Consider the following 20170-nt stretch of genomic DNA (forward strand, 5'->3'; position numbering starts at 1 on the left):
TCTACAAACTAACCAATCAACAGTGTATAGACGATACCCGGCCCGTGTACACCGATCGTCAGATCATTTTCAATATCCGACGAGCGGCTCGGTCCAGTAATAAAATGAATGCCTGCGGGCAGTTGCTCACGCCCGGCTTCGTCAAAATGGCTTAGAATTTCGCCCAGCCGTGTTCGCAAGCGCTCTACTGGCAGAAGAATGATCAGTACAGTTGGCAAAAGGCTGACCGCACGGCCTTTCTCCGGCGAGGATAGCACCGCTACCGAACCGGTGTAAGCAGCCGCTTCGTCGGCGATGACGATGCCGATATCCGCCTCGGCGGCGCGGGCCTTCCAATCCTCGACTGGATCGGTGTTCCACACCGATAAACGGACTTCCGGCAGCGCCAATTCCAGCTGGAGCGCATCCAGGTCCGGCTCATTCTGCCGGACGATATAGGCCGCTCCCAGCTCTCGCGCTTTGTGCGCGATCCAGTCTGCGGTCTGCTCCAAATCCGACAGACGCACGACATGCCCGCCAACACTTGTAAAGTTGGCGGTGAACTCTTCGATGCGCTGCTCCGCGCTCCATTCGAATTCGTGCCAAAATGCAGGTGCCCCGCGAAACGGCTGAACTGGCGGTTCCGTTTGTCGTGGACGCTTGAGCCGCGTCGCGATGTCGTCCATAAAGCGTACCTGCTTGGCACGGGATTCTGCTTCCATTTGATGAAGCCACGTTTCATGGGCCGCTTTTGCTTGCGCAGAAGGATTACTCTGTTCACTCATGCTGCGTCCCTCCTTTACTTCTATCTGCCAAAATCTTCTCCATTCGACTGAGAACATCCGGCTGCATCACATTGCGTTCCTGCTCCAGCTTATGCTCCAGCGTGTTCCATTGCTGACGGAAGGATTTTTTCGCCAAAGAGGGAGCCACACGGTACGTATTCCATCCCTTTAGGGGGCCCAGCTTTAGGGTAATTTCGCCCTTACGAACGACCGCTTTCTGAGCAATCTGCCCTAGCCGAATCGCCGCTGCGAATCGCTTCGAGCTGGAAACCACGGTCGCAAAACCTTTCATTCCTACTGTTTCCAGCTTATCTCCTTGTCCCGCCTCTACCTTACGTCTACGCAAATATACCAGCATATCATGCAGCGGTATTTTGACCGGACAGGCTTCATAACACGCACCACACAGACTGGATGCACTCGCAATATCGTTCCACTCTTCGATGTTGCCATGAAGGGCAGGCGTAAGCACTGCACCGATAGGGCCACTATATGTCCCGCCATACGCATGCCCGCCAATGTGTCGGTACACTGGACAGGCATTCAGGCAAGCCCCACAGCGAATGCAATTCAGCAACTCTTGAAACTCGGGATTGCCTAGCTGTAGTGAACGTCCGTTATCTACGATGATGATGTGCATTTCGTCAGGCCCATCGGCATCTTGGCTGCGCCGAGGGCCTGAAATACCAGACATGTACATGGTCAGCTTCTGTCCAGTAGCGGATCGTGGCAGTAATGTAGCCATCACCTCCAAATCCGTCCAGGATGGAATAATCCGTTCCATGCCCATCAGCGTAATTTGCGTTTTGGGCAAAGTGGATACCATTCGTGCGTTGCCTTCATTTTCAAACAGGACCATGGAGCCTGTCTCGGCGATAGCAAAATTACACCCGGTCATGCCAATATCCGCTTCCAGAAACTTTTCGCGTAGCTTTTTGCGGACAAAGCCCGCCAAAATCGTCGTATCCGCGGACAGTTTCTCCCCTGCTTCTTTGGATAACAGCTCGGCAATCTGATAGCGGTTTTTGTGAATCGCCGGAATGACGATATGAGACGGGGGCTCTCCTGCCAGTTGAATAATATATTCACCGAGGTCACTTTCAATCGTCTCGATATCCGCACCCTCCAGCGCCTGATTCAAATGCAGCTCCTCCGACACCATCGACTTGGATTTGACGACGGAGCGGGCTTGGCTATGCGCAGCAATATCCAGTGTAATACGTACGGCATCGGCTGCTGTATCGGCAAAATGAATATGCACCCCGTTGGCACGGGCATTTTCTACAAATAGATTTAAGTAATAGTCCAGATGGGCAATGGTATGCAGACGAATTTGACGGCCCCGTTCCCGCCATTCCTCCCAATTTCCGTGCTGTTCTGAAGCCACCCGCTTGCCGTTACGAAGCCGCTCCGTAGTGAAACGAACTGCATTCCGCAGAAAATCATCATTTAGGGCCAGCTCTGCGCGTTTTTTGACCTTTTGGTTCATGGAATGTGAGTGTACGGCGGTCATGCGTGCTTCACCCCTTCGTACAGCAGCTCAGCCAGATGCATCACCCGAACTGGCTCCTCCCGATACCGAAGATTTCCAGCAATGTTCATCAAGCAGGCCATATCTAGTCCGACCAGTACCTCGGCTTCGGTCTCCCTGATGTGGTCCACTTTTTCAGTCACCATCGCTCCCGAAATATCCGGCATTTTCACCGCGAAAGTCCCGCCAAAGCCACAGCAGTCCTCAGCAAAGGGAAGTGGTACTAATTGCAGCCCCTTTACACTGCCAAGCAGCTTCATCGGTTCCTCCTTCACGCCGAGCAAACGTGTGCCATGGCAAGACGGATGGTAGGTTACCGTATGCGGAAAAGACGCGCCCACATCGGTCACGCCAAGCACCTGCACCATAAATTGCGTAAACTCATACGTCTTTTGCTCCAGCCTCCGTGCCGAATCGAGCCATTCGGGTTCATCCTTAAACAACTCCGGGTAATGATGAATCATATATGTGCAAGAGCCGGAAGGAGATACGACAAAATCGCTGTCGTTAAACGCTTTCAAAATCGTTTTAGCCGCAACCCTCGTTTCATCCCAATAGCCGCTGTTATAGGATGGCTGTCCGCAGCATGTCTGTATCTTCGGAAAATCCAGCTGAACACCATATCTGACAAGCAAGCGTGCCATCGCTTCCCCTACCTTGGGATAAATCGCATCACTTAGGCAGGTAATAAATAAAGATACCTTCATACGGAACACCCTTCCGTCCATGGAATAGCTATTACTTTATAACTGAAAGGTTACCTATAGTGCCGCTGCGCAGTCAGATGGTGCTTCCCATCGCTGTTGCCCCCAGATTCTTTACTCAATGCTAAAAATCCGGGGGAAGTGATACTTTAGAAGCTTGCAGTGGGATTCTCACTTATAACTTTTTTACATCATCAAAGAATCCCACTGCAATAGCGATCGTAAGACCAAATGAAACGCAAAGCGGCCTTCACCTTGGAAACTCCCCGCTTCACACAACCGTGACTGGAATAGCCAGCTCCGCAAGTTGACTGCGAATCGGGTCCGACAACCGCGAATCCGTAATAATCTCGGATACCTGCGACAGGTTCACGACATGCGTAAACGCCTGTTGCCCAAATTTGCTCGCATCCGCCAGTAAAATCACACGGTCTGCAATGCTGACCATTTTCTGCTTCAAACGAGCTTGCAGTTCATTTGATTCGCTAATACCGCGATCCAGATGAACCCCCTGGCTGGAGAAAAACAATTTATCCACATAATAGGTTTCTAGTGAACGCTCTGCGAGCGGGCCTACAAATGACAACGAGCGTTGAAGCAACTGCCCGCCCGTCGAAATGACCTCGATTTTTTCCTTACCCGCCAGCTCTGTAGCTACCCGAATTGAATTTGTTAATATTGTCAAAGGAATATCCGGTAAACTTGACGCCATATACCAGGCGGTTGTGCTGGCATCCAGCAAAATACGATCATTCGGCTGAATCTGCTTGACCGCTTCCTCGGCAATCCTACGCTTTTCCTCTGCGTTCATAATTTCCCGTACCGCATAGGGCGTTTCAGGCTGCTCGTTTTTGACACTGACCGCTCCCCCATGCGAACGGCGCAGTCGTCCCGCCTGCTCCAGGCGGTCCAGATCACGGCGGATCGTTTCCTCCGTTACTTTGCACAACTCACTCAATTCGGACACCCGTATGCTTCCTTTTTCATTAACGAGCTGCACAATCATCTCATATCTTTCTGCGACCAGCATGGCAATCTCACTCCACATCTTTAATGTACAAAAAGTCCCGCCACCCGCCGGAATTGCCCGTAGGCATCCTCCCACGCTTCTGACTCGGCAGGTTCATATTCCTCCACGGAAATAGAATCCGCGATGACCCGGCGTGCTTCCCATATATCGGCGAACTTTCCCTGTGTCATCCATTGTACCGCAAGATTGCCGATTGCGCTCGCTTCTGCAGGTCCCGCCCACACTGGTTTTTGAATCGAATTAGCTGTCCATTGGCACAGCAAGCGATTTTGAATCCCTCCTCCGACCATATGCAAACCATTAAACCGTTGTCCTGACACCTGCTCCGTAAGCTCCAAAATGTAACGGTACTTTAACGCCAGACTCTCCAAAACACAGCGCGTGATTTCTCCCGGCGTCTCGGGCAATGGCTGCCCGGTGTTGCGGCAATATTGGCGAATACGTGTTTTCATATCCCCGGCGTGCAGAAACAGTTCATCGTCCGGGTCAATCAAAGAAGTGAATGCTGGAGCCTGTTCTGCCATATGAACCAGTTCGGGGAAGGAATAGGAGTATCCCTGCCGCTCCCATTCTCTGCGCGCCTCCTGTAAAATCCACAAGCCCATAATGTTTTTAAGCAGCCTGTAAGTTCGACCGACCCCACCTTCGTTCGTAAAATTAAAACGAAGCGTATCGTCATTGATTACAGGCTGTGCCGTTTCCGTTCCCATCAGGGACCATGTTCCGCAGCTCAAGTACGCAAACGAGTGCTCCAGCGCAGGCACGGCAGCCACAGCAGATCCCGTATCGTGCTCTGCTACTGCAATTACAGGAATCGCCCCAATACCCAGATCGGTCATGACCGACGAGCGGATAGTTCCTGCAACATTTCCTGGCTCCAGTACCTCACCAAACCAGGAACGGGGAATATTGATTCCAGACAAAAGCTCATCATCCCATTTTTGCTGCAACGGATTATATAATTGCGTGCTGGTCGCATTCGAAAACTCATTGTACATTTCACCTGTCAGAAAATACCGCAGCAGATCTGGAATCATCAAGAAATGCTTTGCCTGCTCCAGCAACGGTGAACTCGCATTTCGCATAGCAGCCAGCTGATAAATCGTGTTAAACGTCAAAAACTGAATGCCTGTACGCTGAAAAATGAAGTCTTTTCCCTGCCGTTCCTGTATTTCTTCCATCACCCCGTGGGTGTGCCAATCCCGATAATGATAAGGGTTCCCCAGCAATTCTCCGGTTTTCCCAATTAATCCAAAATCGACCGCCCAGGAGTCAATCGCAAGACTGGACGGATTCACTCCCATATGCTTGGCTTTGAGCAAGCCTTGCTGAACCTCGTGATACAGACGCAACAGATCCCAGTGCAGACGCTCCCCAACCTTGACCGGATCATTCGAAAAGCGGTGAATTTCCTCCACCACTATACGTGAATCTGTCAATTCTCCGAGTAGAACCCTGCCGCTGCTTGCCCCCAAATCATAAGCGAGGATGCTCACCAGCTTGCACCACCCTTGCCTCTTTGCAAAATCTGCGTGCCATACTCAGACGCTAAATAGGCTTTCATCGGGTCTGCCGGTAACCCTTGCTCTTCACGGATCGCTCTGAGCAATGGTGCCACATCGAACTCAAACGCTTGGCGCACGGCATCCTCCGCACCCAGCACATCCTGGCGACTCGCCGCTTCCTCCACCTCTGCATGATTGATCAGAAGTGCCTTCGCATATTGAGTCTGCACATTCAGCACCGAGCGAATCATCGCCGGAATTTTGGGTTCAATATTGTGCGATTGGTCGATCAAATAAGCAATTTTATCGACGGTATGGCGAATATCCGCATCCGCATCCTGAGCCGCATTCAAAATCTGATAAAAAATCAAGAACAGTTCATACGGATTCGCGGAGCCCACGATCAGATCATCATCCGCATATTTGTAGCTATTAAAATGAAAACCACCTAATCGCTTCTCATCAATTAGAAACGCGACAATATGCTCCACGTTGGCTCCCGGCAGATGATGCCCTGTATCCACCAGCACCTGTGCCTGCGGCCCCAGCTTGGTTGCGAAATTGTACGCCATACCCCAATCGGCAATATCCGTATGGTAAAAGGCTGGCTCGAACGCCTTGTATTCAATCAACATGCGCATGTCAGGAGTAAGCGCCTTATACATTTCACTGAGCGCTTCCAGCATCCAATTTTTCCGTTTGCGAATGTCCCCCTGGCCGGGATAATTCGTTCCGTCTGCGAACCATAAGCTAAAATCGTTAGAGCCCGTTTCCTTCGCAATATCCACGCATTCCAGCAAATGGTTGATGGCCTTGCGGCGGATGGCCGGGTCTACATTGGTGACACTGCCGAGCATGTAGTCCTCGTCTTGAAACAGGTTGGGATTCACGGCCCCAATCTGTAGTCCCAAGCTTTCGGCATGACTGCGAAGCTTGCCGTAATTGTCTACTGTATCCCACGGAATGTGGATCGCAACGGATGGACATAGGCCTGTCACGGCATGAACCTGCGCAGCATCCTCCAACTTTTCGAACGGATCACGCGGCACGCCTGTTTTCTGAAAGACTTTAAACCGTGTACCTGAGTCGCCATATCCCCAGGATGGTGTTTCTATGCTAAGCGCTTTCAGCTTTGCCTTTACTTGCTCCAGGTCAATGCCCCGTTGTTGCTGTTGCTCCTCGAATAAGGCGTACGCTTTGTCACTCATCGTGGTTCCTCCTTGGAAAATGAAGTGAGTTACGGGAGGCCGCTTCGCGTGCGGATTATTCTTCCGATCGCTGTTGCAACGGGATTTCTCATTTTATAACACATGATAAGGTTAAAATCCCGTTGCAAAGGCGAACACATCGTTTCTTCAGAACAATTCCGCCCGCTCTGCTGCTGACCACCCATAAAGTCACTTCTATTTTTAAAGTGTTAGTGTGTATAAGCCCTTCGAAACTATCGTCATGTGGCTTGGATTAGTGAAATAGATTAGTACATTAAATTAGTTCATTATAATCCTAAGTGTTGAGCCGTTGAAATGAGTCTATCGCTTACATAGGTTCATTTTAATTCGGCTAGCGTGTAAATGCTGCGGGAACGCCACCGTCGATGGTCAGCATACAACCTGTCGTTTTCTCTGCCTTGGATGAGGCGAAAAAGGCAATGCCCTCGGCGATATCCTGCGGGTAAATGTTGACCAGCAGCGTCGTCCGTTTGCGGTAATGTTCCTCCAGCTGGTCGGGCTCAATCCCGTAGGCGGCAGCGCGCTCGTTGCGCCAATTGGAGTTCCAGATTGCCGAGCCTTGCAGAATGGCATCCGGCAAAATGGTGTTCACACGGATACCATATTCACCGCCTTCTGCGGCAATACAACGGGCTAAATGCGCTTCCAGCGCCTTGACCGAGCTGTAGGCTGTTACATTTTTTCCTGCGTAGACCGAGTTTTTGGAACCGACGAACACCATGCTGCCGCCAAGTGTCTGCTCCTTCATGAGCTTGAACGCTTCTCGTGCAACCAGAAAATAACCCGTTCCCAGCACATTCACATTTAAATTCCATTCCTTTAACGATGTTTCATCGAACGGACTGGATGTAGCAAGCCCTGCATTGTTGACGATGATATCTACACCGCCATAGGTCAATGCCGTTTCTGCATAGGCAGCCTGAATTTGCTCCTCCAGCGTCACATCCATTTTTACGGCGATGGCACGATTTTCTCCGTAGCTGCTATTTATCTCTGCGGCTACCTTTTGCGCGCCTTCTAGATTCAGATCTGCCAGTACGACATGTGCGCCTTCATCCACCAAACGACGTGCGGTTGCACTGCCAATTCCGCCTGCACCGCCTGTAATGAACGCAATTTTACGGGAAAATTCAGCTTCTGCTGGCGCGAGTGACAGCTTATAAAGCTCCAGCGGCCAATATTCCACGTTATATGACTCGTTCTCGCTGAGTGAAACAAATTCTCCTAACGCCGTTGCTCCTCGCATGACAGCAATAGCACGATGATACAAGGCGCCGCTTACCTGCGCGTTGCTCCAGCTTTTTCCTGTGTTGATCATACCAATACCCGGAATCAAAATTACACGTGGCGCAGCCTCAAACATAACATCTCCCTCATGCCGATTGCGCTCGAAATAAGCTTGATACTGCTCCTTATAGGCTGCTATACCCTCGGCAAGCTTAACTTTCAAGCCCTCTACATCCTCCACATCCGGTGTCCAATCTACATAGAGTGGCTTCATCTTGGTATGGACCAGATGATCCGGGCACGCAGCCCCGACCTGGGATAAAGCAGCAGAATCCCTGCCGTTCACAAACTCCAACACATCCTCCGCGTCATCAAAGGTGAGGATCATCTTTTTCTCATCACTGACTGCACCACGGACGGATGGCATGACCTGGGATGCAATGCTGCGGCGTTCTTTATAAGTAAGCGCTTTATATTTTGTGCCTCCAAATGCCTGCTTTTCCTCTTGACGAGCTTTAATATAGCTTTCTGCTTCTTGAATGATTTCGATTGTTTTCGCATAAGCCGCTTCGGATGTCTCTCCCCACGTAACCAGACCATGCTTTTCCATCAATACCAATTCAGCTTGTGGATGATCGAGTACACCTTGGGCAATCATTTTCGATAGCTTAAAGCCAGGACGGATATAAGGCACCCATACAAAACGGTCACCGAAAATTTCCTTAGCGATTTCCTTGCCGTTGTGCGCACAGCACAAGCTAATAATCGCGTCCGGGTGTGTATGATCCACATGTCTAAAAGGCAGAAAAGCATGCAATAGCGTCTCAATTGAAGCCCGTGGATGCTTGGCATCTATCATACAGTTCGCCAAATATGCGACCATATCCTCGTCAGACATATCTTCCCTTTCAAATAAAGGACGAATATCCTCCATACGAAGCCCTGTGAAGTTATGCGCTTTCATTGTTGCGAGATCGGAACCGCTGCCCTTAACGTACATCACTTCTACTTCACGCCCACGAAAATCTTGTATCATCGTTTTGGCCGAAGTGTTGCCGCCTCCCCAGTTGCACACACTCCTATCTGTGCCAATCAGGTTAGAACGGTATACGAGCTGTTCCAGCGTGCTTTTCTGCTCAGATGCTTGTGAAGAAATCCACAGACTTTGTACCATAGGAAAAAGACCTCCAAGTTTAGTTTTAGTTTTGAAAGGCTTTATTAAAGTGGTTATTCTTTGTTTATGGAGACTATAACACTTTTGTTTTAATTTGAAAATAAGTAATACAAAAATAATCAAAAATAAATTTTAATTTTTACCCATCTATAAAACGGATATATTCATTGTAAAACGATCATTTCCACGCAGAAAATAAAGGCCATGTCAGAATCGGTTATAAGAACCTTTCTGGCACAGCCTCATTTGTTTAACTCATCTAATTACCCAACTATACGCATCACTTTGGCTAGCAGCTCGTACGAGCGCAGGCGCGCTTGATGGTCATATACCTGAGAGTTTGTAATCAGCTCATTGGCTCTCGTCTGGTCGATTATCAAATCCATCTTTTGCTTGACGGTGTCAGGACTGCCGATGGCTGAATACCCCAGCATATTACCACGAACCATCTCCTTCTCGTGCTCACTCCAAAGCTTTTCCATGTCATCCACTGGTGGCTTCAGTCCTCCGCTGTGCCCGCGCAGCACATTTAGAAACTGCTGTTCTTGTGAAGTAAAGAGCCATTTTGCTTCCTCATCAGAATCTGCAACAAGCACATTAACACCGACCATCACATATGGCTTATCCAGTGCTTTGGATGGCCGAAAATTGCGATGATACAACTCTAAAGCCTGTAGCAAATGAGCCGGGGCAAAGTGGCTGGCGAACGCGAACGGCAACCCAAGCTGACCTGCCAGCTGTGCGCTGAATCCGCTTGATCCCAGTAACCAGATGGGAATGTCCAGCCCCTCTCCAGGAATCGCTCTTACTCCCGGAACGGCTCCGTTTAGCGCTGGATTCAGGTAAGAACGCAGCTCATTCAATTGCTCGGGGAAATCTTCCCCAGTACTGTGAAGCCCTCGCCGCAGTGCCCTCATCGCGGGTTGATCCGTGCCTGGAGCCCGGCCAAGTCCTAGATCAATTCGTCCCGGATAGAGCGACTCTAGGGTTCCAAACTGCTCTGCAATCATGAGTGGAGCATGGTTAGCCAGCATAATACCGCCTGAACCGACCCGAATCTTGTCTGTATGTGCAGCTACATGCCCGATGATCACGGACGTAGCCGCACTGGCGACCGCCTGCATGTTATGATGCTCCGTTAGCCAGTACCGATGGTACCCCCATTGTTCAGCATGCTGGGCAAGATCCACCGTGTCGCGGAAGGAATCGGCAGGAGTGCCGCCTTCAATGACAGGTGCAAGATCTAATATAGATAGTGCAACGTTACGCGTAGTCATGATATATAAACCCCCTGTCAAAATATTATTTTACATATTTCCCTCAACGTCTTAATTCTTTGACCCATCAATTGATACGTCAATTATGATAATGTGTTCCGTTATGAATTGCAAATGATTTAAATTTTTAGTTTTTATCAAAAAACAGTTTACTTTTATAATAAGCTCATCTATTATGCAATATATGTGGATAATGTTTATCCACATTAGCCTGGTTATAAATATTGAGGTGATTGCTAGTGCATATGAAAACAGGTGTCGAACAATCTGTCTACGCTCTTCTTCTACTCACGATGCTGCCGGACAAAGCCGTTTTACCTGGGGAGGCCATCAGCCAGCAGTTAGGTGCTTCACCTACTTATTTTCATAAACTGTTACGAAAATTGGTTAGCTCCGATTTGATCACTTCTGTACCTGGTGTCAAGGGCGGGTTCAAATTAAAGAAAAAACCTGAGGATATACGGGTATTTGATATTTATCTAGCGATTGAGGGACAACAAACCCTTTATTCTTCCAGTGGTATATACAACGAAATGCTTGAATTAAAGAAAGACGATGAGTGTTGTTTACTGGCAAATTTGATGGAAGAAGCGGAAGCCTCCTGGAAGGCCGTTCTGAAAAGAGAAACCATCGCGTCACTATCCGCTGACTTTTTTAAAGAAGGATATGATGACAAAATTACTTCTTTGGAGAACTGGATTCAGGAAAAAATGGTCTTGTAAAGAACTCTAATTAACAGAAAGGAATATGAACATGAACGATTATTTAGTAAAAGCTCTTGCCTACAACAATCAGGTACGGGCTTATGCCGTGAGAACAACGGAAACGGTAAGTGAAGCCCAACGGCGTCATTATACCTGGCCCACAGCATCGGCTGCATTGGGACGTTCTATGACGGTCGGCGTCATGCTGGGAGCCATGCTTAAAGATGAGGATAAACTGACGATCAGAATCAACGGTGGCGGACCTATCGGCACCATTCTTGTCGATACCAACTCCAAAGGTGAAGTTAGAGGTTATGTAAAAAATCCACAAACCCATTTTGAGCTTAATCAGATAGGGAAATTGGATGTCGCCAGAGCTGTAGGAACAGATGGAGCGCTAATTGTATCCAAAGATATCGGCTTAAAACACCCGTTTGTTGGACAGGTCCCTCTCATATCGGGTGAACTGGGCGAGGACTTCACATCTTATCTCGTCCAATCCGAACAAATTCCTTCTTCTGTGGGAGCGGGAGTTATTGTTAACCCGGATAACTCTATACAGGCGGCTGGAGGTTTTATTATTCAGCTGATGCCAGATACACCAGAAGAGGTTATCAGTTTTATCGAGAGACGTATTGAGAGCATTCCAAGCATCTCCGCAATGGTCATGGAAGGTCTTACACCAGAGCAGATTCTGGGTCAGATTTTAGGAGAAAGCAACATAAACATACTGGAAACCATGCCTGTACAATTTCATTGTCCCTGCTCAGAAGAGCGCGTTACCAATGCCATTATCAGCTTAGGGAATAAGGAAATAGAAGATATGATCCATACCGATGGACAGGCTGAAGCTCATTGCCACTTTTGTAACGCACACTACCATCTTACCAAAGAAGATCTCGAGGGCATGCTGGAAACAAACATCATTTAAATATGGCTGTTCCCAAAAAGTAGGTTTAGCTACTGGGGAACAGCTTTTTTCTTTCCCAATGCTTCCGATGGTTTCTTAATCCTAAACACGGTAGACTTGTTCATGATGTAAGTGATAATGTTATATTATTCCAATCACTTGAGATGAGGTGCGCTATGCTCAAAAAAGATACGCATGAAATTCTGGCTTATTATGATGGCGGTGTAGAAATAGGCAGGTTAGAGCGAGGCATAGGAAAAATAGAACTGGAAAGATCAAAAGAAATCATTTCACGTTATCTCAGGGAGTCTACTCATGTTATTTACGATATCGGCGGCGGTGTAGGGGTCTACTCTTCGTGGCTGGCGGAGCTGGGATACGAAGTTCATCTATTTGATCTATCTTCCCAAGCCATTGAATTCGCTCGTCAGCAGCAACTGAATAAACCCATCATCAGCAAGCTGGAAACCGCGGATGCCAGAAATCTTGATCGTAAAGATGAAAGCGCGGACATCGTGCTATTGATGGGACCTTTATATCATTTAACGGAACAGAAGGAACGAGTAAAAGCACTGCAAGAAGCGGCGCGTGTCTTAAAAAAAGGTGGAACGCTGATTACTTCAGCTATTTCCAGGTTTGGCTCGCTACTGTGGGGGCTATCGGTGTACGGTGAGTACAATACCATTGTGGAGGAAGATGCGTTCATGGATATGGTCAGACAGGAGCTAACAGATGGTCAGCATGTGCGCCCTGCTGCTTATCCCTCTTTTCTCACACGCTCCTACTTCCATACACCGGATGCCTTGCGCGCAGACTGGCAGGCGGCTGGATTGCCGAAGCCTCGTGTACTGGGCGTGGAAGGACCCGTCTGGATTGCACCCGGATTTGAGGAAAAGTGGGTGCTTCCTTCCCATCGCAGCCGCTTGCTGGATATATCACGGCAGGTTGAAGAGCAGGAATCCGTAATCGGTATGAGCCCGCATATGCTTGCGGTAGGTACCAAGTCTTAAAACTCAGCACCTCTACAATTACGGTCAGATGCCGCTGCTTTAATAGTTCACGATCTATTGCTACGATATCCTCTCCAAGCGGATTAGCTATACCGTCCAAATGCTGAGTAAACGTCATTCGTCCACCTCTTCATAGGCCGTAAATCCTTCATCACGGTTTCAAGAGCAGCTTCCCACTTCTCATCTGCCGGGTAATATAGCACGTAGTCTAATTTTCCTTTAGATGCAAGTTGAGGCAACAGGATTTCTTGAAGCAACATGTTGATTTCTTTTAAAAAGGCTTTATTGTCCGGACTTCCTCCCAGAAAAATGCCTTGGGGGTTGCTCAATACAGCGGTATCCCATTATTAGATAAAAAAATTCTACCCGGTATGGTGCCGCTAATAACACCTTGAATCGATATGTGATGCTTCATTGTAATAAAAAGACCGAATGCCTTATAAAAATAAGATTCCGCGAGTTCTATTCCTTTAATCATGTGATGAGCACACATCTGTCCGATTTGCCTCCCATAAGCCTATGAGAGATTCTTTCTTATTCATCTAAATACATAAATCTCTCATAAGCTTTTTGATTTGTTTGTTCGTGTTCAAACATCATCACTCCTTTAAACGTATTAGAGGATTAGGCTCTAAGATGGTCTGTACTTGATGCCTCGCTTCATTATGGATAAAACATACAATTCGGTCAAGTGTACTTCTGGTAATGAAGAAGGCCTCGGCAGCACAATTGAATGGCTTCTGTGTATAGGCTATTGTAAGGATAGGAGACTTATCCCAGATAAAAGAACTTACAGGAGGTTGTTTTCCTTGATGATCCTTGAGCTAGTGGCCATTATTTCTATTGCTCCCTTGTCCACGTTTTTCTCCTTTAGATATCGCTTGTGGAGACAACTATTATGAGAAGTGAACATGAAATGCTTCATACCATTCTCCATTTTGCTCAAGAGGACGAACGGGTACGTGCCGTGATTCTGAATGGTTCACGCGCCAATCCACATGCTTCACGGGACATTTTTCAGGATTATGATATCGTCTTTCTCGTATCCTCCATGGACAGCTTTATTCAGGAACGTCGCTGGATCAACCATTTTGGTGAATTGATCATTATGCAGACGCCCGATGAGCATATGGAACCTACTCCGATGCCCCGTGATCGTTTTGCTTTTCTCATGTTATTTACGGACGGCAATCGCATAGATCTTACTCTCTATCCTACAGAAAACATCGCCAATTGGACCCGAGACAGCTTAAGTGTACTGCTGCTGGATAAAGACGGGCTTGTGCAGCCTTTCCCACCGCCAAGTCTTCAAGATTATAAGACGATACCCCCAACCGCCCAAGCCTATGCGGATTCCTGCAACGAGTTCTGGTGGGTCAGTACTTATGTGGCTAAAGGATTATGGCGACAAGAGCTGCCCTATGCTAAATTTATGCTGGATCGGCCTGTTAGAGATGCGCTCCACTTGATGTTGGAATGGCATATTGGTATACGAACAGACTTCGCGGCAGATCCGGGTAAGCAGGGAAAATATTTCGAGAACCACCTTGAGCCTGAACAATGGACAGCCTACATCCAAACGTTTGCGGATGCAGATTATGAACATATGTGGCAGTCTCTTTTTATCATGGGAAATTTATTTAGAGAAGTTGCCTTGGAAGTAGCGAACCATTATGGTTACGAATATCCGACTCTGGACGATCAACGTGTTACGAACTATCTCCATCACGTAAAAGCTCTCCCAGCAGATGCTAAGGACATTTATTGATAAAAAACCAGGCTGCACTTGATTTATATGTGCTAGGCTGGTTTTATTTTTATACACTAACGTTATTCTGTCGTATGTGCTGCTTTAGATATTGCGCTGTTCGTTCCGGTTGCGAGATCGGAAAATGATGAGCTGCCGGAATATTCAGCGTATGCAGGGCATGAAATGGCTCGGGCAACTTATAGATCTGATCCTTCACACCCCATAGAATCGAAACCTCCTCTTTATACATTCTTTCGGATATCTCAGGGACCGACCGGAAGCTATCGGACTTGGTTAGCATGGCTAGGGCTTGCGCAGTCGTCTTTCTTACGCGTGGGGAACGCATTTCTTCAAGAACATATGTGATGTATGCTGGCGGGATATCGTCGATACTTTCAAAACAAGTCTGCGCAAGCAATTGCTTGCGTAAGCCTGACTCGCTGAGTCTGCCTAGCATACTCTCCGTAATTCGTGCGCTCCGATATCTGCGCGGAGCAGTATGCAATACAGGCTGCAATAGGTGTAAGCTACTGATACGCTCAGGTACGCGTTCCCATGCCTTAGCAGCTAGTAGTCCGCCGAACGAATGACCTACAAGGCAGATTGGCGTTTCCAAAGCCTGAATAGCCTGCACTAACGATTCAATGTGGCCTTCTAGTACATCCTCCTTATGATGGTATGGGGAACGGCCAAAACCAGGAAGATCCACCAAGCAAACAGAGGATTCCGGAAATTGATTTGCCAGCGGTATCAAACAATCTGCCCCGCTGAAAGTACCGTGAACTAATACGATCGTTGGATTTCCATTCTTCACCCTTCGCTCCAGGGTAGCTAATGGCCCACGTCTGTTGCGGACATATCCATCTGTATCTATGGTGGAATGAGCAATCCTGAAATCAAGATCAGTAATGACAAATGGGAACACGCTTTTGTTCATCGCCTGTGACAACCCGTATTTACGTTGAATCTCTCGTGCTGCATCCATTGGGTAGTCCACATCCACGATAAAATCGAGTGATTCCTTCGGAATACCTAACTTTTGGCCCAGAGGAGTACCCAGTATACTGGTTAGCCAAGCTGGCGAGATCGAACCGAGCGGTTTACAGACACGAAGCTCCTTCGCCATATTCGTTCCCAGCTCTATCATCGTTGGACTCTGCTGCCTGTCATCCATCAAGTAGTATGTTTCACTAGCAGGATGTGATTCCTTCGTAAGAACACTGATCAATTCGGCTGCATGATCTACATGGACCAAGGGAAGCCAATGAGATTTTCCGCCGGGGACAAGTCCCATAAGCTTGCGCGCTGTAGAACCTACGAGAATGCCTAGCCCACCAGTTTGGGGCGTATCCCCAGACTCTGAGTCACCCATGACAACGCTCAAATGGACAACCGAAAGCGGAAATCCTTCCTTGTGTGCTCCTTGACGAATACGCAAATCAGCCAAAAATTTCATCCGTTCATATGGAGGCGCTTGTTCCAAATGATCGATGATGGGCTCGGGAGTAATCCAATTATGATCATTAAAAGGGCTTTTGTACCCAACCAAATGGATAAAATGTCGTAACCCTTTGCTCGCATGAATATGTGTAGCCAACGTTATCATTTCTTCTGCTGCTTGTAGAAAAGCTGCTCTCGCATCCTCCTCTCCCAGCAGAATATCCATCGGACCTCCTGCATGAATTATCACATCTGCTGTCTCCACGAGTTGCCTGTCAACAGGATTTAATCCTAGAGCAGGTATACTCAAATTGCCAATAACCGGTGTTAATTTCCCGATATGCCATGCTGTCTCCAAATCCATTTGCCTGCATATTTGTTCCCACTTCTGCTGCGAACGAACCAGGACGGTAATAGTGTGTTCCGCCTTTGAAAGTTGTCGTAACGTATGCATGCCGATAAACCCTGTGCCGCCCGTGATAAAGATATGTGCCATATACGAAACCTGCCTTTTTTAATTTTTAGTACTTCGTAGTACTAATAAAGATTAAAAAAATCACTTTAGCAGAAGTGCTAAAGTAAATTTTAAATTTTCGAGTATGCTTGGGTCCTGGCTTGCATGCTGCAGAAAGAGCGCACCTTCAATGGCCGAGACGATGAATTGGGCCGTCGACCTCGCAGGAAGTTCAGCCTGAATCTCTAATCTTTCCCTTCCCTCGTTCAGCAATATTTCTACGGTAGTGATTTGGCTTTGGAAGAACTGGCTTATTTTATTCCGAAACAAGGCGCTATCTTGAGGCATTTGCGTATAAAGAGTAATAAAGGGACAGCCTCCCAAACAATCTGTCTCTTGCTCTGTCAGCAATTGAAGAAGGATTTCAAAACGTTCCTGAACAGACTGATCCTTACGCGAAACAACTTCATAAATCATCTCATTATACGTTTGAATCAGTTGATCCAGAATGGCTGAAAGTAGCTCTTCTTTACTTTTAAAATAATAGTAAATGTTCGTTTTGGACACATTGCTCACAGCCACAATTTCATCCATACTTGTTGCATGATATCCTTGGGTAAGAAACAATGAGGTGGCGATGCGCAGAACAACATCCCGATTCGTGATTTTATTTTTTTTCATCATATTTAGCACTATACGGTACTAAAAAAGACTTGTCAACCTTCGCTGGAACATGTCTACTCCAAAATATTATTTTTCGGCCAGAACCCGGTCACCTCTGCTCGCAGGCTGAGAAATAACCAAAAATTCAACATCCTGATTCGTTTCATTAAACATTTGATGAGGCACCATAGGAGGAACCTCACACCCTTCCTGAGATCCTAATTGGATTCGTTCACCATCCACTTCAAGTACCGCTGTACCTGATAAAATAAAGAAAAATTGGCGCGCATGATGATGATAATGTCTGACCTCATGTGTATTTCCGGGCATCCGCTCATGAATAATGCTCAAATCATTATTTTTCACCAAGCGCCAACCATCACATTGATCTCCCCATATATAATGTTCAGCATTATTTTTACTTATTTTCATATTGAACTCCTCCTTTTGCAATTACAGTTTTATTTTAAATATGGATTCATAGAGCTACAATCTTAATTTTAAAAAACGGCGGGACAAATGTAAAAAACACTCCGACTTAGTCAGACTGTTTTTATATATGCGCCTCGATAATTTCCTCCAACTTAATCCAGCTAAAATCCTCTTCCCCACGGGATAGCTTCACTTCTCGCCGACTTGTGTTAATTACTGTGACCAGTCCACGCAGCTCCTCATCATCAAATGGATTGAACACTTTTAGCGTAATAGGCTTACGTTCGTTATAGGATACGATAATGGCCTGTTCAATCTGCTGCATTTCCTGATCGTCCAGTGCTGGCTTGCCGCGCCTTCCTTGCTCCTTCATCAGTCTTAAATATGCCTCCCGATGCTCAGGCAAAATCATGCGTGAGCTTTCCCATATGCCATTTCCTTCAAGCTTTTTCCCCATCGTAAGCCCCTCCTATGCTGTTCTGGTTACCGGATGCCATGCCAATACATGATCTAATCGAAAAACACGTGGCTGGCCTGTCTGTAAACAGATGGCTCGTATCAAGCCATTCTGCACACGATGCACCTCGATACGCCGATGAGACAGTTTGCCCTTCCGATCCAAATACACGATTTCCACGATCTGCCCCACGTATTTTTCCAACATGATCCTTCACTCCTTATCAGAACGTTTGTTTGGATTATATGCGAACATGCGTTTGATTATCAATGTAAAAAAATCCCCTGAGGGATTTGACTCTCTCAAGGGATTTCGTAACAATGTAATCTGAACTTAAAAATTTAACTTCTACAAAAATTTATTATTTAGTTCGTTCCCTTACAGCAAAGTAATTTTCTTCATTATCTGCAAAGTTAAACACTCTTCCGAAAGGCATAGTTACAATTTCTCCAACTTTGACATTTTTATTTGATAAGTCGTCATATAATTGATCAAGATTTTCCGAAAAAAACATTAAAGAAGGTGTACCGAGATTTAATTCAGGTGACATTTTAGCAACGAATTCCTTATTGTGGAGAATAATGCTTGTTTCTGCACCCTTTGCAGGAGCAATTTCAATCCATCTCATTCCTTGACCATTATTTTCTTCAGAAATTACTTTAAATCCTACTTTTTTTGTCCAAAAATCCAGTGCCTCATCCTGGTTATTTACATACAACATAATTTGACCGACTTTACTAATCATTGATTTTTCAACTCCTTTGTATAAGTAATTCCCAAACCTCGATGGCCCTAATCCCATCTCCTCACTTTAAAATTCATAGGTGGATAGCTTAATATCTTCTTTATTCAAATCTTTCAGCGGATAGACAGGGCCATTCCAATAAGTCAGAATATCAAGCGGCTCATTAGTACCATGTTCTTTTAAAGAAAGAGATAATTCAAGTAATAAATGTGGAAGTTGATAAGAGCTTGTTAAAAACTGATATTCCTCTGGACTTTCACAGTCTTCTGCTCGATAGAACACAAAGTATCCCTCGGTATGATCCCCAATGAGTACAATATAGCGAGCAAGAAACATAATTTCGCCATTGGCAAAAGGAATGGAATGTGTCGAAGCAGAGATCAAGTCGGTCTCTAATCCCTCAATACGAAGGGTAAGTTCATTGTTAAGAGCATCCATTCTTTCCCTTTGTTCGCTGACGAGGTGTTCATAATTTACAGGGACAAGCCCTCCATTCTTGATCGTAGCGATCAGTTCGTCTATAAATACTTTTTGAGACAACACTCGATTGCTCATCCTATTCATCTCCATATTCGTGAAAATAAGCATGGAATTCTCGCTTTAACATGTTCAATATTTATGTATTAAAAATCTTGATTCCTTAACTCCCCAGCATTTTTGTGACTGCATTCACGACCCTTTCCATCTCAAATGGTTTAACAATAAAGTCTTTTGCACCTGCCTGAAATGCTTTTATAATCGCTTCCTGCTGCCCCAAAGCAGAACACATCAAAATATTGGCTTGGGGATCAAGCTCTACAATCTTTTTAACAGCCTCAAGTCCGTCCATCTTAGGCATATTAATATCCATGGTGATTAAATCGGGACGAAAGTGTGCGTATTTCAAAACAGCATCATACCCATTTTCTGCTTCCGCAATAACAGCGTGACCTAAATCCAAAAGAATATCCTTAAGCACAGAACGCATAAATAAAGAGTCATCCACTACTATAACTGTTGCCAAATTAACCTCTCCAATCCGTTGTCAAATGATATGCACGCCCAAACTTCAATATCGGTGAATAAACTAGTAATATTAATAGAAAGAATCTGTAAAAATAAAAACGCTACCAATGAATTATAAAAGAAATTTGAAACTAGCTACTACAGAATTAGTTTTCAAAA

21 protein-coding genes are annotated in these 20170 nt (G+C 46.4%); 4 read left to right on the forward strand and 17 right to left on the reverse strand.

Going from position 1 to position 20170, the window contains the following annotated elements:
- Positions 1 to 8: 8 nt before the first annotated feature.
- From MKX59_RS16190 to MKX59_RS16225, 8 genes are all read right to left on the reverse strand, one after another.
- Positions 9 to 764, reverse strand: a complete 756-nt coding sequence (locus MKX59_RS16190; RefSeq protein WP_028542336.1) for a LutC/YkgG family protein — start codon at positions 762 to 764, stop codon at positions 9 to 11.
- Positions 757 to 2277 carry a LutB/LldF family L-lactate oxidation iron-sulfur protein gene (locus tag MKX59_RS16195; RefSeq protein ID WP_028542337.1) on the reverse strand — a complete coding sequence of 507 codons (1521 nt, stop codon included), beginning with the start codon at positions 2275 to 2277 and terminating at the stop codon, positions 757 to 759. The genes MKX59_RS16190 and MKX59_RS16195 overlap by 8 nt, the downstream gene beginning before the upstream one ends.
- Entirely contained in the window at positions 2274 to 3002 is a 729-nt protein-coding gene (locus MKX59_RS16200) for a (Fe-S)-binding protein (protein ID WP_025724218.1), read from the reverse strand. Before MKX59_RS16200 ends, MKX59_RS16195 begins: the two co-directional genes overlap by 4 nt.
- 268 nt (positions 3003 to 3270) lie before the next feature.
- Entirely contained in the window at positions 3271 to 4029 is a 759-nt protein-coding gene (locus tag MKX59_RS16205) for a DeoR/GlpR family DNA-binding transcription regulator (RefSeq protein ID WP_023988422.1), read from the reverse strand.
- Positions 4030 to 4049: 20 nt separating this feature from the next.
- On the reverse strand, positions 4050 to 5525 hold the full coding sequence (gene rhaB / locus MKX59_RS16210; protein ID WP_053325348.1) for a rhamnulokinase: 1476 nt from the start codon (positions 5523 to 5525) through the stop codon (positions 4050 to 4052).
- On the reverse strand, positions 5522 to 6742 hold the full coding sequence (gene rhaI, locus MKX59_RS16215) for an L-rhamnose isomerase (protein WP_028542339.1): 1221 nt from the start codon (positions 6740 to 6742) through the stop codon (positions 5522 to 5524). The genes rhaB and rhaI overlap by 4 nt, the downstream gene beginning before the upstream one ends.
- Positions 6743 to 7094: 352 nt before the next feature.
- Positions 7095 to 9164: a bifunctional rhamnulose-1-phosphate aldolase/short-chain dehydrogenase gene (locus MKX59_RS16220; RefSeq protein WP_028542340.1), complete on the reverse strand. Its 2070-nt coding sequence runs from the start codon at positions 9162 to 9164 to the stop codon at positions 7095 to 7097.
- Positions 9165 to 9427: 263 nt separating this feature from the next.
- On the reverse strand, positions 9428 to 10441 hold the full coding sequence (locus MKX59_RS16225; protein ID WP_076265341.1) for an LLM class flavin-dependent oxidoreductase: 1014 nt from the start codon (positions 10439 to 10441) through the stop codon (positions 9428 to 9430).
- Positions 10442 to 10686: 245 nt separating this feature from the next.
- Here MKX59_RS16225 and MKX59_RS16230 point away from each other — a divergent pair, with 245 nt between their 5' ends.
- The 3 genes from MKX59_RS16230 to MKX59_RS16240 all read left to right on the forward strand — a co-directional run bounded on the left by MKX59_RS16230 (position 10687) and on the right by MKX59_RS16240 (position 13065).
- Entirely contained in the window at positions 10687 to 11163 is a 477-nt protein-coding gene (locus MKX59_RS16230; protein ID WP_081327414.1) for an Rrf2 family transcriptional regulator, read from the forward strand.
- Between the two features lie 31 nt (positions 11164 to 11194).
- Entirely contained in the window at positions 11195 to 12076 is an 882-nt protein-coding gene (hslO, locus tag MKX59_RS16235; protein ID WP_076265340.1) for an Hsp33 family molecular chaperone HslO, read from the forward strand.
- A 155-nt stretch (positions 12077 to 12231) separates the two neighbouring features.
- Positions 12232 to 13065 carry a class I SAM-dependent methyltransferase gene (locus tag MKX59_RS16240; RefSeq protein WP_076265339.1) on the forward strand — a complete coding sequence of 278 codons (834 nt, stop codon included), beginning with the start codon at positions 12232 to 12234 and terminating at the stop codon, positions 13063 to 13065.
- Between the two features lie 83 nt (positions 13066 to 13148).
- Here the strand turns inward: MKX59_RS16240 and MKX59_RS16245 are convergent, their stop codons facing one another.
- On the reverse strand, positions 13149 to 13394 hold the full coding sequence (locus MKX59_RS16245; RefSeq protein WP_076265338.1) for a hypothetical protein: 246 nt from the start codon (positions 13392 to 13394) through the stop codon (positions 13149 to 13151).
- Between the two features lie 569 nt (positions 13395 to 13963).
- On the opposite strand from MKX59_RS16245, the gene MKX59_RS16250 reads away from it, so the two are divergent.
- The gene (locus MKX59_RS16250; protein ID WP_076265337.1) at positions 13964 to 14833 is read left to right on the forward strand and encodes an aminoglycoside 6-adenylyltransferase; all 870 of its coding nucleotides are present in this window, start codon (positions 13964 to 13966) and stop codon (positions 14831 to 14833) included.
- Between the two features lie 49 nt (positions 14834 to 14882).
- On the opposite strand, the gene MKX59_RS16255 is transcribed toward MKX59_RS16250, so the two are convergent.
- The 8 genes from MKX59_RS16255 to MKX59_RS16290 form a co-directional block, all read right to left on the reverse strand.
- Positions 14883 to 16751 carry an alpha/beta fold hydrolase gene (locus tag MKX59_RS16255; RefSeq protein WP_075154136.1) on the reverse strand — a complete coding sequence of 623 codons (1869 nt, stop codon included), beginning with the start codon at positions 16749 to 16751 and terminating at the stop codon, positions 14883 to 14885.
- Positions 16752 to 16811: 60 nt separating this feature from the next.
- Positions 16812 to 17393 (reverse strand): TetR/AcrR family transcriptional regulator, encoded by a 582-nt coding sequence (locus MKX59_RS16260; protein WP_226887689.1) that lies wholly within the window; start codon positions 17391 to 17393, stop codon positions 16812 to 16814.
- A gap of 66 nt (positions 17394 to 17459) precedes the next feature.
- The gene (locus tag MKX59_RS16265; RefSeq protein ID WP_028542344.1) at positions 17460 to 17804 is read right to left on the reverse strand and encodes a cupin domain-containing protein; all 345 of its coding nucleotides are present in this window, start codon (positions 17802 to 17804) and stop codon (positions 17460 to 17462) included.
- Between the two features lie 121 nt (positions 17805 to 17925).
- A complete protein-coding gene (locus MKX59_RS16270) occupies positions 17926 to 18261 on the reverse strand; it encodes a YolD-like family protein (protein WP_028542345.1) in 336 nt (111 codons plus the stop codon).
- A 12-nt stretch (positions 18262 to 18273) separates the two neighbouring features.
- On the reverse strand, positions 18274 to 18468 hold the full coding sequence (locus MKX59_RS16275) for a hypothetical protein (RefSeq protein ID WP_028542346.1): 195 nt from the start codon (positions 18466 to 18468) through the stop codon (positions 18274 to 18276).
- Between the two features lie 154 nt (positions 18469 to 18622).
- The gene (locus MKX59_RS16280; RefSeq protein WP_023988409.1) at positions 18623 to 19006 is read right to left on the reverse strand and encodes a VOC family protein; all 384 of its coding nucleotides are present in this window, start codon (positions 19004 to 19006) and stop codon (positions 18623 to 18625) included.
- Positions 19007 to 19072: 66 nt separating this feature from the next.
- Positions 19073 to 19561 (reverse strand): hypothetical protein, encoded by a 489-nt coding sequence (locus MKX59_RS16285; RefSeq protein WP_023988408.1) that lies wholly within the window; start codon positions 19559 to 19561, stop codon positions 19073 to 19075.
- Positions 19562 to 19646: 85 nt separating this feature from the next.
- Entirely contained in the window at positions 19647 to 20009 is a 363-nt protein-coding gene (locus MKX59_RS16290) for a response regulator (RefSeq protein ID WP_023988407.1), read from the reverse strand.
- Positions 20010 to 20170: the final 161 nt, after the last annotated feature.

Origin of the sequence: Paenibacillus sp. FSL R7-0340 (genome assembly GCF_038002205.1) — a bacterium.
In the GTDB taxonomy this organism is placed as follows: domain Bacteria; phylum Bacillota; class Bacilli; order Paenibacillales; family Paenibacillaceae; genus Paenibacillus; species Paenibacillus polymyxa_B.

Coding starts and splice junctions, on each gene's coding strand:
- MKX59_RS16225 (WP_076265341.1), bottom strand. CDS start 10,441: ATGACTACGCGTAACGTTGCACTATCTATATTAGATCTTGCACCTGTC.
- MKX59_RS16250 (WP_076265337.1), top strand. CDS start 13,964: ATGAGAAGTGAACATGAAATGCTTCATACCATTCTCCATTTTGCTCAA.
- MKX59_RS16270 (WP_028542345.1), bottom strand. CDS start 18,261: ATGGGGAAAAAGCTTGAAGGAAATGGCATATGGGAAAGCTCACGCATG.
- MKX59_RS16190 (WP_028542336.1), bottom strand. CDS start 764: ATGAGTGAACAGAGTAATCCTTCTGCGCAAGCAAAAGCGGCCCATGAA.
- MKX59_RS16260 (WP_226887689.1), bottom strand. CDS start 17,393: ATGATGAAAAAAAATAAAATCACGAATCGGGATGTTGTTCTGCGCATC.
- MKX59_RS16195 (WP_028542337.1), bottom strand. CDS start 2,277: ATGACCGCCGTACACTCACATTCCATGAACCAAAAGGTCAAAAAACGC.
- MKX59_RS16285 (WP_023988408.1), bottom strand. CDS start 19,561: ATGAGCAATCGAGTGTTGTCTCAAAAAGTATTTATAGACGAACTGATC.
- MKX59_RS16275 (WP_028542346.1), bottom strand. CDS start 18,468: ATGTTGGAAAAATACGTGGGGCAGATCGTGGAAATCGTGTATTTGGAT.
- rhaI (WP_028542339.1), bottom strand. CDS start 6,742: ATGAGTGACAAAGCGTACGCCTTATTCGAGGAGCAACAGCAACAACGG.
- MKX59_RS16205 (WP_023988422.1), bottom strand. CDS start 4,029: ATGCTGGTCGCAGAAAGATATGAGATGATTGTGCAGCTCGTTAATGAA.
- MKX59_RS16255 (WP_075154136.1), bottom strand. CDS start 16,751: ATGGCACATATCTTTATCACGGGCGGCACAGGGTTTATCGGCATGCAT.
- MKX59_RS16230 (WP_081327414.1), top strand. CDS start 10,687: ATGAAAACAGGTGTCGAACAATCTGTCTACGCTCTTCTTCTACTCACG.
- MKX59_RS16240 (WP_076265339.1), top strand. CDS start 12,232: ATGCTCAAAAAAGATACGCATGAAATTCTGGCTTATTATGATGGCGGT.
- MKX59_RS16265 (WP_028542344.1), bottom strand. CDS start 17,804: ATGAAAATAAGTAAAAATAATGCTGAACATTATATATGGGGAGATCAA.
- MKX59_RS16280 (WP_023988409.1), bottom strand. CDS start 19,006: ATGATTAGTAAAGTCGGTCAAATTATGTTGTATGTAAATAACCAGGAT.
- hslO (WP_076265340.1), top strand. CDS start 11,195: ATGAACGATTATTTAGTAAAAGCTCTTGCCTACAACAATCAGGTACGG.
- MKX59_RS16200 (WP_025724218.1), bottom strand. CDS start 3,002: ATGAAGGTATCTTTATTTATTACCTGCCTAAGTGATGCGATTTATCCC.
- MKX59_RS16220 (WP_028542340.1), bottom strand. CDS start 9,164: ATGGTACAAAGTCTGTGGATTTCTTCACAAGCATCTGAGCAGAAAAGC.